Origin of the sequence: Iningainema tapete BLCC-T55 (assembly GCF_014698965.1) — a bacterium.
Lineage (GTDB): Bacteria > Cyanobacteriota > Cyanobacteriia > Cyanobacteriales > Nostocaceae > Iningainema > Iningainema tapete.
The window spans coordinates 131,926-145,433 of the sequence record NZ_JACXAE010000049.1; the positions used below are offsets into that span (position 1 = coordinate 131,926).

The window sequence follows — 13,508 nt, forward strand, 5'->3', positions numbered from 1 at the left end:
GTTAATTTAAGCGATCGCTCTACTTAAAGTGCGATCGCCAAGTTTAATTGAAGCAACTTTACCAGCCTTGCTCTGCTTGCTCCAAAACATAAGTAGCCACTTCCACAATCTCTTCTTCGCTTAACTTGCCTTTAAAAGCAGGCATAGCATTTTTACCGTTTTGTACCTGGTGAATAATTGCCTGAATTAAATCGCCATCATCAATTAGGTACTTTGACAAGGCTTCTTTAGTCAAATTTTTTTCGGCAATGAGAATATTTCCACCGCCAATATGACAAGAAGCACAGTTAGCGCTAAAGAGTTTAGCACCGTTGGAAGTTTCGGTTGCTAATGCTGGACTAATGAATGTAGATATTAATAGAGCGATCGCCAACAGTACAATTAATAAAAATCTTCTCAAGGGATTCTCCTGGCAAAAAGCCTCCTGCTACTGAAAAAACGTTTCCAGTAACTATTTTATGGCTGCTAGAAGCCCCTAGCATACTTAATAATTTACGGTAACGAATTTATCTCCAATGTCTTTTCACTTCACAAGTGGAGATACTTCGTCACCGCTGTTTGTTCCCATTATGCTACATGACGTAGACGCAGCTTACAGGAGAGGTTGTCGTAGTTTTTCTCTAGCTAGCTACAGATTCAACAATCACCTTGCCCACCATACCAGCACCACGGTGAGGTTCGCAGTAGAATGAGTATTCACCAGGAGGTGTATCTTCTGGGAAAGTGGTTTCTACGCTTTGTTTTGGATTCATCATCAACTTCTTGTTTGACAAGGATTTGGCAAAATCAGAACTCTTAGTGGGGTTTTTTGCAGGATCAAACACCACATTATGGGGAGGAACTTTGTTGTTCACCCACTTAATCGTATCGCCAGGATGAACCGTCAACTTGTTTGGCTCAAATGCTAGCGCTCCTTTATCCGTTCCCAGTTTCACTGTATATGTCTCAGCAGCAGCGCTGGGAGTGATTAGGGCAAAGCTGCTCACAAGTATTGCGATTGTCAAAACAGCTAGAGTAGCGCGCCGCAAACTAGACGCAATCATTTTCATGGGTTTCTCCTAATAACAACTTTTATGTTCCCTTATCCATTCTAAATAAGATTGAGCCTAAATATGACAATATGTCGTAGATGCAAATTTTTTTAATAATGAGGAAAAATAAATAGCACAAAATAGACTAATTAATAGCCATTATTATATTACTATATACTAATATAGTTTGTGGGTAAAAGTAATAATTTCGTTTATAATGCCCCACTCTCTAAAAATTTTCCGCACCCCAACCTGGAGCTTTTTGTGCTGCTGTGAGGATAAAAGCAGCTAAGCTTTCCACCTGAGGAAGCGACAGCCAACTTTCAGGAACTTGACGACACCAATAATTCTCTTCACTACCATCATAGGTCATTGGTTGGCGCATGAAGGCAACAAGACTGTTAATGTTATCTCTAGCTGGATTAGCGCCTTTAAGTGTTTTCAACGACAGAGATACTAATGGGTTGGGTAAAGTTGCGCCACCCACATGACAATTTGTGCAGTTGGTTTCAAATAGTTTTTTGCCAATTGACAAATCTTCAGGTGAAAATGAGCGAGTATTCCCTTGCGCATCCACCAAGAGATTGATTGGCTCAGTTATGTGCAAATAACGCACTATGTAAGAATCAATATTAGCAGCTTGAGCGCTTAAGTTTATACTTCCACAAACTACTAATACAAAAGTTATCAACAGTAGATTGCGAACAAAAAATCGATTTAGCATTATATCCTAAGTTGGATGTGAAATTTTAGATTTTGGAGACGCCCCGATGGGGCGTCTCTACTAAATCATTAAACTGGCTTTAGTAGTAAATCTTACCGCCACCCCATTTAATGCCAGCAATCTTCGGTTGGATGAGAATGTGACCGGCGATCGCCTCCAAATCCTCATCAGTGAGATTACGCATTGCTGTGAAAATATCAGCACTCTTAGTGCTGGGATGTAACTCAGAAATTTCCTCCTCCCCATCATAGGTAGTAGGATTTTTCATGTAGTCCACCAATCCCTCTAGGTTATTACGGTTAGGGGTTGCCAGTGATAAAGCTTCAGGATCAAGTCCCACGTTCTGGTTTGTTTTGGTAACGCCCCCTGCATGACACTGGGCGCAAGCGTAATTAAATAGGCGTTTGCCTTCTTTGACTTGTTTGAGACTAAGTACTGTGGTATCGCCCTGTTCATTCAAAGGCACAGTACGGGTAGCTTCATCAAGTTCCACCGCTGTGGCGCTACCGACAATAAACTGAAACGTTAGTAAAACAGTAACCACAAAAATGCCAACTAGTCTTCTTAACATGTTTCCTCTTAACAATTTTTTACTCGCAACACAGCAATGAACGCGATTCTCAATTCCCTTTCGTGCTTATAGTAGAGCTTTGCTGCCACAACCACAGGTAGAAAATGAGTCGCTGCAATAACAATTATTATCTCGTTAAGAGTACCATTTTTTGCCTATCCACTACTTGAAGCGAATGTGGAATCGTCAAAAGATGCACAAGGGTTTTTTTGCCGTTATAAATCTTAACCTTTCCCTCCTGTAAACGTAACATTTTCGATAAAATAACGGTTGAAGAAAGCGTAAATAGCCAAAGCTGGGAGGGTGAATACCATAGAAGCTGCCATGATGTAGTTCCAATAGCTGATGTATTGACCTTTAAAGCTGTTCAATCCTAAAGGAAGTGTAAACATTTCTGGGTCAAACAAGATTACCACGGGTAACAAGAAGTTATTCCAACTACCCATGAACACAAAAATAGCTTGTGCTGCCAGTGCTGGTTTTGCTAGCGGTAGGACAATATGTCGGAAAATACCAAAAGTTTTTAATCCATCTAGTTGAGCAGCTTCCTCTAGTTCCCTGGGAAAATTAATGAAAAACTGTCGCATCATGAAGATAAAAGTAGCATTCACCATGCTAGGAACAATCATCCCTTGATAGGAATTTAAAGCGCCGATCGCTTTTAAAATCAAAAATGTCGGTATCAGTGTTACCTGGGAAGGAACTGCTAACACTGTTAGAATTAGCAAGAACCAGAAGTGCCTGCCTGCAAAGCGCAATCTTGCTAGAGCATAACCTGCCATTGAATTGAATAGCAAGTTGAGAATGGTGACACTCACAGCAATGACTATGCTGTTGAACAACCAGCGAAAAAACAGCGGTTCTTGCAGAAATATTTGTTTATAGTTGTCGAGAGTAAAGTTTTTGGGTAGGAAATTAGCTTCACCGCTCACAATTTCCCCTAATGGTTTGAATGATGCCGAAAGCGCCCACAAAAATGGTATTATAGTGATTACTGCATATAGTATCAGCACCAAGTACAGTAGCACCCCAGTTGAGAAAAAACGTTTCATTTCAAATTAAAATGCTTGTTGCCAGAAACCCGGTATCTTTAAGATACCGGGTTTCTTCTAGATTACTAATTAATTTGCTTTCTTACCCAAGCACGAAAAGCTCTCATTGTCTTGTTTCTCCCCTCACTTCTACACTTTTTCAGGTATTCAGGAATGACTTGAGTCAGGGGAAAATTAGGGAAATTTGGACTAGATGAAAACTCAACGTATTTACCTTCTTGGCGGACATTAATTTGTAAGTTACCTTTTTCAAATCTCCATAATTCTGGTACTCCCAGCCCTTCATATATACTAGGGTGAGTGCGGGAGGTTATATCAACTTCTAATGCTAAATCTGGCGGGGGATCTACTGTTAAGTCTAATCTGTCTTTGCCTCGGATTACTGCTTCATTTTGAATATAGAAACAATTGTCTGGTTCTATCCCTTGAGCTATAAATTGATTTTTAAAAGTTGTAGAACCTAAAGGTAAGAATTCAATGTCTAGTTCTTCAAGAAGAATTTCTATAAAGTTAGTAATCAATACTTTATTGATTTCATGTTCAGGTAGTGGTGACATAATTTCTAGAATTCCGTGATCATAAGCTACTCTAGCTGCACGCTGTTCGCCCAATTCTTCTAAAATAGCTTCAAATTCTTGCCAACTAACATCTTTTAGCAATACTCGCTGCCCTGGTGGTACAACTAATCTTTTGATTTCTAATAACATTTTTTGACTCCTTTGTGAATTTATTTTTTTTCGCCACCGAAGAGTCGGCGCTGAATTATAGTGATGGAGATGATGATAGCTGCTAATAAGAAAGCGATCGCTGCCCCATAACCCATTTGCAAGTCACGAAACACGGCTTGGTATATCAGTAAAACTACTGTTAGAGTAGCATTATTTGGTCCCCCAGTACCACGGGAGAAAATGTAAGACTGATCGAACAGTTGAAACGTACCAATCACGCCCATTGCGACAACAAAGAAGGTAACAGGTTGAAGCAAGGGAATAGTAATATGTATAAATTGTTGCCATTTACTAGCCCCATCTATTGCTGCTGCTTCGTAGAGTGTTTTGGGAATATCCTGCAACGCCGCTAAGTAAATTACCATGTAAAACGGTGCAGTTGACCAAATATTCATGAGCATAATACCTTTAAGCGCAACTGCTGGATCTCCCAACCAATTGTAAGTAGGTAGCCCGACAAAACTGAGAAAATCATTCAGCAATCCATTGGTGTTATATATCCACATAAAGATGAGAGTCAGAACCGCTGAAGAAGTGACAGTCGGTAAAAAGTAAAGGATGCGCCACCAGTTTTTAGCGCGAATCCCAGAATTGAGAGTTACTGCTAAAACTAGAGCCAGGATAGTTTGTGTTGGCACGACAATTGCCACGTATTCCATAGTATTTCTTAATGCTATCCAAACTCGTTCATCTTCAACTATGCGCGTGAAATTGCGCCAGCCAATAAACTTGTAGTCAATACCGCCTAAAAGTTGCACTTTATGTAGCGAAAGAAAAACAGCCCAAATAATTGGCGACACCACAAAAGTACCCAACACTAGAATGGTTGGCATCATGAAGAGATAACCTGCCAAACCTTCTGTTACATTCCACTCGCCGGTTTGCCGCCTTCTCACTCTAAACACAACATTGCTATGTCAATTGCGTTTGTTAATTTTACCTTAACTCGGACTGCTCCCATTGCTGCTGGCTTCATATTGAAGCCCTCCATTAAAGCTACAAGTGAAAGAAAAATCAAGCATAGCAAAAGATTATGCATTGCGATCGCCATGCTTTATTTTATACGCTTTTGTCAAAAACATAGATTTTGTCTATATGCGTATATCTTTACTTACTAAATCAATTCTTAGCTTCACTTTGGTGACGTTTTGTCTAGGAATTATTGCAGAAACTAAACCAGTAAAAGCTGCTGATTTTACTGTAGTAGCTAACGGTCTTGATAATGTACGCGGTTTAAACTTTGGTCCTGACGGTAGTTTATATATTACAGAGTCAGGCAGAGGCGGAGATGGAAGATGTATTCCTGGTCCCTCTTTAGAGGGACTTCTTTCTTGTGCTGGTAATACTGGTGCAGTGACAAGAGTTAAGGACGGTAAGCAAGAACGTATACTCACAGGGCTACCATCATTTGCATTAAGACCGACTGGTACTACAGGTGAAGGACCTCAAGACATAGTATTTGATTCCGCTGGAAATCCTTATCTTCTCATTGGGTATGGTGGTAATCCTACCATCAGTGATTTTCCCGAAAATGCTCCAAGTTGGGGACAACTTTATAAAATAGACTTCAACACAGGTTCGTTGACAAGTATTGCCGATTTTGCCAAATACGAACTCGCCAATAACGCTGATGGGGAAGAAACCCTTGACGTTAGTGGTGAAATAGCTAGTAATCCCTATGCTTTTACAATTAGAGGCAACACTGCTTATGTAGTTGATGCAGCTGCAAATGATATTCTTAGTGTGGATCTGGATGGAAGTAATTTGAAAACATTCGCTGTACTTCCCACACAAAAAATCACAAATCCAATTTTCCCAACGCCTGCACCGGGACAAGTGACACCTCCAGATGCGCCACCACCCGGACAAATACCGAACGAAATTCAAATTGAATCAGTACCCACTGGTGCTGCATTTGGTCCCGATGGTGCTTTGTATGTCAGCGAATATACAGGTTTTCCTTTCCCAGTTGGTGCTGCACGGATCTTTAGGATTGGACAGGATGGGGAGATCAAGGTTTACGCTGATGGTTTTACCCAACTAACAGACCTAGATTTTGATCCTGAAGGCAACTTGTATGCTTTACAATATTCCAATGCACCAGAATGGCAAGGGGTTACTGATGCTTCTGTGATTCAAATCGCTCCTGATGGTACTCGTACAACTTTGCTCAATGGAAATGGGTTAGAAGCTGCTACTGCTCTAACTGTTGGTCCTGATGGTAATGTTTATGTCTCGTACAAAGGTAATCTACTAGGACAAGGGCAAGTGTTGCGAATTAATAGAAAAGCAAAAGTTCCCGAACCAAGTTTATTACTGGGCGTGGTAGCATTTGGTACTTTGGGAGTAAATTCACTTCGTAGGGTGCGTTCAAAGTAACAAACAAGATCCCCGACTTCTTGAAGAAGTCGGGGATCTGGAGATCTGGGGGGGATCAACTACTCCATCACCTTAATCAACTTATTAGCTTCTGCTTGCGCCCGCTGCATTGCCTGCTGTAATGATTGTTGTCCCAACAGAGCGCTGACAAACTGGTTGTCAAAGTTGTTCATAACTACCGCTGGGTATTTACCTGCTTGCCAAGGCATGGCATAATCAACGCCAGCGACAAGTGCAGAACGTAGAGGATCTTTGTCATAGCCTAGTTTTTGAGCTACAGACTTTCGCGTTGGTAAAGCAAAGCCTGTTTTCGCCCACTTGGACATCCCTTCTTTGCTGGTGAGATAAGAAATTAGTTTCCAAGCTTCAGCTTTGTGTTGTGATTGCTTATTCATTACATAAGCAACAGTAAATACCATTGTATTTTTTGTATTATAAATTTTAGGTACTTCTACGGTTGCGAAATCTGTTTGAGGAAAAGTCTCTTGTAAATAAGGAATTGCCCAGTTACCTTCTATTACCATCGCTACCTTTCCTTGTCCAAACATTTCACCGCCTGAATCTGTCCCTACATCTGATTTCTGTGCTGAGGAACGGTCTATGCGATACTGGTCTACAGTTAATTGTAATCCTTGCAAAGCTTGTGTACTAGCAAACGTAGCGTAACTATTTCCATCTACGAGTTTTCCACCAAAAGCTTTGATTTTATAAGCTTGACGCGCTAACTCCGGAATTTCTCCAAAACCATACTGATCTATTCTGCCATCAAAATTACTATCTCTTGTCAGCTTTTGCGCATAGTTACGTAATTCCTCCCAATTAGTAGGAGGAGAATTTAAATTTGCCGCTTTTAAAGCTTTTTTGTTATAAAACAAAGCAAGGGTAGAATAGTCTTTAGGCAGACCATAAATGTGGTTTTTAAACTTAAAACTGTTCAGCACTTTCTCTTCAAAGTCTTTAAGATCAAATGCAGGAGTAATATAACCATCTAACGGTTCTAAAACATTCTGACTCATGAGGAAAGGAGCATCAATTGCATCTAGATAGAATACGTCAGGAGCAGCTTCCCCAACTAAACGGGTTTTGATTACATCCATGTATTGATCATTTATGACCTCATGCTTGACTTTAATCTCAGGATGTTGTAATTCAAAATCTTGTAGTAATTGTCTGAGTAGTTTTTGCTCCGTAGGACTAGCTATCCAACCACTTAATTTGATGGTGACAGGGATTGCCGTCCTCTGCAATGGTAGACTGTGACAAGCAAGAATTAAGATGGCGATCGCCACCACCAATCCCCAAAATTGTCTCACTTTTATCATCATTAAAGTATTATGCCAAACCCTTTTAAATAAGTTATAACTTTTCTACCTATAGTACTAATTTATCTAAAAGCTAAATTTTTTCTGAAGAAAGCAAGTTAAAATAACTAAGAAGTCCTAAACCAAGAGGAGACTGTAACCTCACTCAAAGAGCGAATATCCCACTAGGAAATTTTACCTGTAGAGATAGAACATGGATTTTACTCAGCTAAAAAAGGCTGGTTCTGTAACTCCATCTCAAGAGACAACATCAGAAACAGCACTTTCTCCTACCTTAAAACCCAGCACTCGATTCTCTAAGGATGCTATTCGCAGGAGCTTAAAAGCTTCTACCTTAGATGCTTTTTTTGCCGCAGTGTTCTCAATGGCTACTACTGGTATTTTACTCAGTAATTTCCTAGTGGAGTTGAATGCTACTCCAGTAATTTTTGGGACACTAGCATCAATTCCGATGTTAGTTAATCTAATTCAGCCCTTAGGTGCTTACTTGTCGGAACGCACGACGAGTCGTTTCCGTCATTCCCTCAAAACATACGGTACTTCCCGATCACTTTGGCTAATTCTCGTCATTGGTATTTTGCTTACATGCTGGGGAAAAGTTAGTACTACCCAGTTACAAATATTAACTATTGTAATTGTTCTGTTGAGTTATTTATCGGGCGCACTGGGAAATGCTTCTTGGCTGAGTTGGGTAGCTACCCTTGTACCCAGAAGATTGCGAGGACGCTATTTTGGCTTACGCAACAGTATAACCAGCCTTACAAATTTAGTATGTGTACCTTTAGCTGGTTTTACTATATCAAGATGGCCTGGAGGGATTCTTCAAGGTTATGGAGTAGTTTTGTTTGTAGGAATTATATCAGGATTAGTAAGTTTGGCATGTCAATCCTTCCAAATCGATATCAATCCTAGTGAGCAAAATGCTACTTTTGTCAAGCCCAGCCAACCAACCAATCAACCGCGTGTAGAAATATCCACCGCTTCAGTAGAGCAGGTAGAAAATACGGTTTCAGAAGAATCTCAAGTTTCTACGGTGAGTGAGAGAAACTCAGAATCAGAGCCTTCCAAGCAAAAAGTGATTTCTTCTTTGCCTTCTAGAATCCGTAAAACCATATCCAATAACTTGAATTTTTTTACATTTCTGCTGTACTTCAGTTCTTGGACATTTGCAGCTAATCTTAGCATCCCCTTTTTCAACTTCTATTTGTTCAACACTTTAGAATTAGATGTCAGTTGGGTAAGTGTGTACGGCAGTCTTCAGGCAGGGGCAAATTTACTCATGCTAATTTTATGGGGTAAGTTAGCAGACAAAATAGGTAACCGTACAATACTTCTGTTAGTTGTTAGTATGGCTACAGCCACCCCAGTACTCTGGCTCCAAGTTGGTGTTACTCCCCTAGACATTTTCTTATGGTTGCCACTTTTACACATTTTTATCGGCATTACTTGGGCAGGGCTGGACTTGTGCAACAATAATTTGCAAATAGGAGTAGCACCAATTCAAAATCGAGCTATGTACTTTTCAATTGTAGCTGCGGTAGCTGGGGTAAGTGGTGCTTCAGGCACAATCATCGGTGGCTTAGTAGCACAAAATCATTCTTTTGGTGGCTTATCAGGATTGTTTGCTTTATCCAGTGTCTGCCGCTTTCTCTCCCTCATCCCTTTGTTGTTTGTGCAAGAGACACGCTCTCAATCTTTCTTCCAAATGTTCCTGAAGGCAGGAGGCACTAGGCAGGAAGCAGAAGGCAGTTAGAAAAAGTTAGAGCCTCAAAAATGTGGAAGCAGGCATCGGATGCCTGCTTTGAGCTGGGGACGGGCAAGGATGCCCATCCCACAAGATAATTTATTTCTTGGTTATCTCCTATTCAGCGGCTGTGGAACTTAAGGTTCTTTCCCACATCACCATTTTCGGAGTTGTGGTTGGTGCAGGAGGTTGGTGCAAGGCAATCAACCGTGCTAGAGTTTGCTTTAATTGGGTACGTGGTAAAATTTCATCGACAAAACCATGCTTGAGCAAGTCTTCTGCGGTTTGAAAATCATCTGGCAATTTTTCCCGTAAGGTTTGCTCAATCACTCGCCGACCGGCAAAACCAATAGTTGCCTTTGGTTCTGCTAAAATTATGTCTCCTAACATAGCGAAACTAGCAGTTACTCCACCTGTGGTGGGATTAGTTAGAACAGGAATGTAAAGTAGTTTTGCTTCTCGATGACGTTGTAAAGCGGCAGATATTTTTGCCATCTGCATGAGTGAGAGCATTCCTTCTTGCATCCTTGCTCCACCAGATGTACAAATGATTACCACAGGATACCGTCGCTGAGTGGCTTGCTCAATTAAACGGGCTAGTTTTTCCCCGACGACAGAACCCATGCTAGCGCCAATAAACCGGAAGTCCATTACACCTAAAGCTATGGGTAAGCCATTAATTTGTCCCAAACCTGTTTTGACGGCTTCTACTAATCCTGTTTTCTCCTGCATTTCCCGCAGACGATCGCTATAGGGTTTGCGATCGCGAAATTGCAAGGGATCAGTTGGACGCAAATGCTCATCCATTGGTTTCCAAGTACCAGTATCTATCAACTGACGGATGCGCTCATCGCTATCAACTCGATTATGATGTCCGCACTCGGTACAAACCATTTGATTGGCTTTAAGGTCTTTTGTATATGTCAATACACCACATTGAGGACATTTATGCCAAAGCCCATCAGCAATTTCACGTTCTTGGCGTTCTAAAATGGTAGAGCCTGATTTCCGTCGATTTGCAAACCAATCTAATAGAGACTTTAAACCGCGTGATTCTTCGTTGTTCGCCATTTTTATCTTATTTTAATGAGTAGTATGTCATCAATCATCAGGTCAAGCCACTTGAGCAAATTCGTTTTGTAAGCAATTTAGACCTATTGGATGCATCTAGTGTTGCCAGCTTAACGAAAATACGTAAACCAATTCAAGTCTCTTGTTCGTCTTCCTAAAGAATTAATTACGGCAGTGCCGTAGAGCATTCGTCCCCGATTCGGGATTGAGATGATATTAACAAAAGCGCAAAGGCAGATAGGGTGATGAAGCTTACAGTTATTGAGTATAGGGATAAAATTAAAAATTCTCCTTACCCAACTTCTTCAGCCAGCTAAGAAAAATAACTGTAAGTATGTAGACAAGATTGCCTTGCCGCTAAATAGAGTAATTATAGCCCCCAAAGCTAAAAAAGGACCAAAAGGCATCTTTTGTCCCCATGAATGAGGCAAAGTCGGGTTCACATTCCTAGAGTGGCGGCGATTACCGTTCCTCGCTTGCATGATCCCAGCTACACCTACTAATGTTCCTAAAGCACAAGCAATTAAGCCAGCCAGTAGTAAATACCTCCAACCCAACCAAGCACCCATCATTGCGGCTAGTTTGGCATCACCTCCACCCATTGCGGCTTTACCAAAGGTAATTGAACCAGCGATCGCAATTAAATCAAATAACCATAAGCCTAGTACTGCTCCCACTATCCCCATCTTCAGGTAGTTTACCAGTCCTACCCAGCTAGCTTGGTACGTAAAACCAATGATCATTTGAAACAAAATTCCCACTACTAACCCTGACTGAGTCAGTGAGTTGGGTAATATCATTGTATCTAAGTCAATTAGTGCTAAAGTTAACAACCAGCTGCAAAAAGCCCAGTAGCTAATTGTCAACAACGAAAATTTAAATACCCAAAAAACTAACAAAAACAATACCCCCGCACTCGCTTCCACCACAGGATAACGAAGAGAAATCTTGCTTTTACAAAAACGACAACGCCCTTTCAACCACAGCCATCCTAACACTGGGACATTATCGTAAGCTTTCAATTGGTTTAAGCAATGGGGACAGCGCGACGGGGGAAAAAGAATAGACAATCCGGCAGGTAGCCGATAAACCACAACATTGATAAAGCTACCAATAGATGCACCTAAAGCGAATACAACTATACTCGCCGGAAATAATATGAGTAAGTCCATGTATTATTTGTCAATTGTCCTTTGTCAATTGTCAATGGTTAATTGTCAATTGTCCAGAGCATTTAACCTGTACAGACGCTCCGCCGGAGCGTCTCTACTAATACATGTACGATTCAATCTGATTCAACGGTACAAAACATTCTTCTGGTAGTAATACTGGTTGTTGCGTGAAAATTACCTTACCTCGGTGATTAAAGCGGTTGATTGCCACTCCTGAAGGTTGCCCAGCCATATCGGGATGTACCTCACAGTAAATGTAATAAATATGACTAGCAGCTTTAATTACGGCAGGATCAATTAAAGCTGGTTGGTTTGGTTGGTTGGTATAATTTACCTGTTGCCCTTGTTTTAAAGCGTACACTACTCCCTGGGATCTGTTTTCTAGGTTTGCTTATAGTTTATATGAAGTTCTCACAACTGTTGCCGTTTTTGGGCAGGAAAGATAAAACTACTGTTCGAAAGTTTCAATCAGTGACTCACCCATAGCACGGCAACCTAAAAGATTCATTCCAGAGGACATAATATCGCCAGTGCGATCGCCCTTTTGTAAAACTTGTAACACTCCTTGTTCAACATAGTTTGCTACATTAGGTTGATTTAAACCATAGCGAAGCATCATTGCGGCACTTAAAACCTGTGCTAAAGGATTGGCTTTATCAAGTCCAGCGATATCTGGGGCAGAACCGTGAACCGGTTCAAAGACACCAGGACCAGAGCTACCTAAACTGGCAGATGGTAACATGCCAATACTACCAGTGAGCATAGCAGCCGCATCCGAGAGAATATCACCAAACAAGTTACCTGTGACAATAGTGTCGAACTGTTTGGGAGCGCGTAGCAACTGCATAGCCGCATTATCTACATACATGTGAGATAGCTCTACATCCGGATACTCTTGACTGAGATTAGTGATGCGATCGCGCCACAGTTGAGATACTTCTAACACATTTGCCTTATCTACAGAACAGAGTTTTCCCTGACGTTTACGTGCTGCATCAAACGCCACTCGTCCAATCCGTTCAATTTCTGATTCAGTGTAAACCATCGTATTCACACCGCGCTTTTCACCAGTTTCCGTCGCAAAAATACCCTTGGGTTTACCAAAGTAAATTCCCCCAGTAAGTTCGCGCACCACCATAATATCCACACCCTCAACAACATCCCGTTTCAAACTCGAAGCATCAATTAACTGAGGGATGATTTTTGCAGGACGCAAATTAGCAAATAATCCCAACCCCGCACGCAATCTTAACAAACCAGTTTCTGGACGTAAATGGGATGGTAAAGAATCCCACTTATAACCACCTATAGCAGCAAGTAATACAGCATCGCTATTGCGACAAGCATCCAACGTAGCAGCAGGTAGCGGTTCGCCTGTAGCATCAATAGCCACCCCACCAATTAGCGCTTCCGTAAATTCAAATTTCAAATCAAACTTTTTCCCAACAACATTTAACACATCTTGTGCCACTGCCATAATTTCCGGTCCAATACCATCACCCGGAAGTAAGGTAATACGGTAATTCTGTGTCATATTTATAACAGATGATTCAATAATTTGGGCAGAATAAATATAATACAAGCGTAAGTGTACCAATGGAGTTTTTAATTTATTTAGATGTTTGTTGCCTAAATCGCCCAGCCCTTTCAATGCGAACAAATGAACTATCAACTTATTCCGATGACCGAAGTTGCAGATTACGGAAAATACTTG

The 13,508-nt window shown here is 41.0% G+C and carries 14 protein-coding genes; 2 read left to right on the top strand and 12 right to left on the bottom strand.

The genetic code is table 11. From position 1 onward, the window contains the following. Positions 1–58 precede the first annotated feature (58 nt). The 7 genes from petJ to ICL16_RS14090 all read right to left on the bottom strand — a co-directional run bounded on the left by petJ (position 59) and on the right by ICL16_RS14090 (position 5,011). Entirely contained in the window at positions 59–400 is a 342-nt protein-coding gene (gene petJ, locus ICL16_RS14060) for a cytochrome c6 PetJ (RefSeq protein WP_190828592.1), read from the bottom strand. 220 nt (positions 401–620) lie between these two features. Continuing rightward, positions 621–1,049, bottom strand: a complete 429-nt coding sequence (gene petE, locus ICL16_RS14065) for a plastocyanin (protein WP_190828593.1) — start codon at positions 1,047–1,049, stop codon at positions 621–623. A gap of 211 nt (positions 1,050–1,260) precedes the next feature. After that, positions 1,261–1,755: a photosystem II cytochrome PsbV2 gene (psbV2, locus tag ICL16_RS14070; protein ID WP_190828594.1), complete on the bottom strand. Its 495-nt coding sequence runs from the start codon at positions 1,753–1,755 to the stop codon at positions 1,261–1,263. A 79-nt stretch (positions 1,756–1,834) separates the two neighbouring features. Further along, positions 1,835–2,326: a photosystem II cytochrome c-550 gene (gene psbV / locus ICL16_RS14075; protein ID WP_190828595.1), complete on the bottom strand. Its 492-nt coding sequence runs from the start codon at positions 2,324–2,326 to the stop codon at positions 1,835–1,837. A 224-nt stretch (positions 2,327–2,550) separates the two neighbouring features. Continuing rightward, positions 2,551–3,378: a carbohydrate ABC transporter permease gene (locus ICL16_RS14080; protein ID WP_190828596.1), complete on the bottom strand. Its 828-nt coding sequence runs from the start codon at positions 3,376–3,378 to the stop codon at positions 2,551–2,553. A 65-nt stretch (positions 3,379–3,443) separates the two neighbouring features. Next, entirely contained in the window at positions 3,444–4,085 is a 642-nt protein-coding gene (locus ICL16_RS14085; RefSeq protein WP_190828597.1) for a Uma2 family endonuclease, read from the bottom strand. 20 nt (positions 4,086–4,105) lie between these two features. Beyond that, positions 4,106–5,011 carry an ABC transporter permease subunit gene (locus ICL16_RS14090; protein WP_190828598.1) on the bottom strand — a complete coding sequence of 302 codons (906 nt, stop codon included), beginning with the start codon at positions 5,009–5,011 and terminating at the stop codon, positions 4,106–4,108. A 97-nt stretch (positions 5,012–5,108) separates the two neighbouring features. Here ICL16_RS14090 and ICL16_RS14095 point away from each other — a divergent pair, with 97 nt between their 5' ends. After that, positions 5,109–6,485 (top strand): ScyD/ScyE family protein, encoded by a 1,377-nt coding sequence (locus ICL16_RS14095; RefSeq protein ID WP_337907003.1) that lies wholly within the window; start codon positions 5,109–5,111, stop codon positions 6,483–6,485. A gap of 59 nt (positions 6,486–6,544) precedes the next feature. Here the strand turns inward: ICL16_RS14095 and ICL16_RS14100 are convergent, their stop codons facing one another. Next, positions 6,545–7,807, bottom strand: a complete 1,263-nt coding sequence (locus ICL16_RS14100; protein ID WP_420485277.1) for an ABC transporter substrate-binding protein — start codon at positions 7,805–7,807, stop codon at positions 6,545–6,547. A gap of 193 nt (positions 7,808–8,000) precedes the next feature. Here ICL16_RS14100 and ICL16_RS14105 point away from each other — a divergent pair, with 193 nt between their 5' ends. Beyond that, complete coding sequence (locus ICL16_RS14105; protein WP_190828601.1) at positions 8,001–9,560, top strand: MFS transporter; 1,560 nt, start codon at positions 8,001–8,003, stop codon at positions 9,558–9,560. 108 nt (positions 9,561–9,668) lie between these two features. On the opposite strand, the gene accD is transcribed toward ICL16_RS14105, so the two are convergent. The 4 genes from accD to leuB form a co-directional block, all read right to left on the bottom strand. Then, positions 9,669–10,622: an acetyl-CoA carboxylase, carboxyltransferase subunit beta gene (accD, locus tag ICL16_RS14110; protein ID WP_190828603.1), complete on the bottom strand. Its 954-nt coding sequence runs from the start codon at positions 10,620–10,622 to the stop codon at positions 9,669–9,671. Positions 10,623–10,927: 305 nt separating this feature from the next. Continuing rightward, entirely contained in the window at positions 10,928–11,794 is an 867-nt protein-coding gene (locus ICL16_RS14115) for a prepilin peptidase (protein WP_190828605.1), read from the bottom strand. A 97-nt stretch (positions 11,795–11,891) separates the two neighbouring features. Further along, positions 11,892–12,155, bottom strand: a complete 264-nt coding sequence (locus ICL16_RS14120; RefSeq protein WP_190828607.1) for a hypothetical protein — start codon at positions 12,153–12,155, stop codon at positions 11,892–11,894. A gap of 87 nt (positions 12,156–12,242) precedes the next feature. Then, positions 12,243–13,328, bottom strand: coding sequence for a 3-isopropylmalate dehydrogenase (leuB, locus tag ICL16_RS14125; RefSeq protein ID WP_190828609.1), 1,086 nt, complete (start codon positions 13,326–13,328; stop codon positions 12,243–12,245). Positions 13,329–13,508 lie beyond the last annotated feature (180 nt).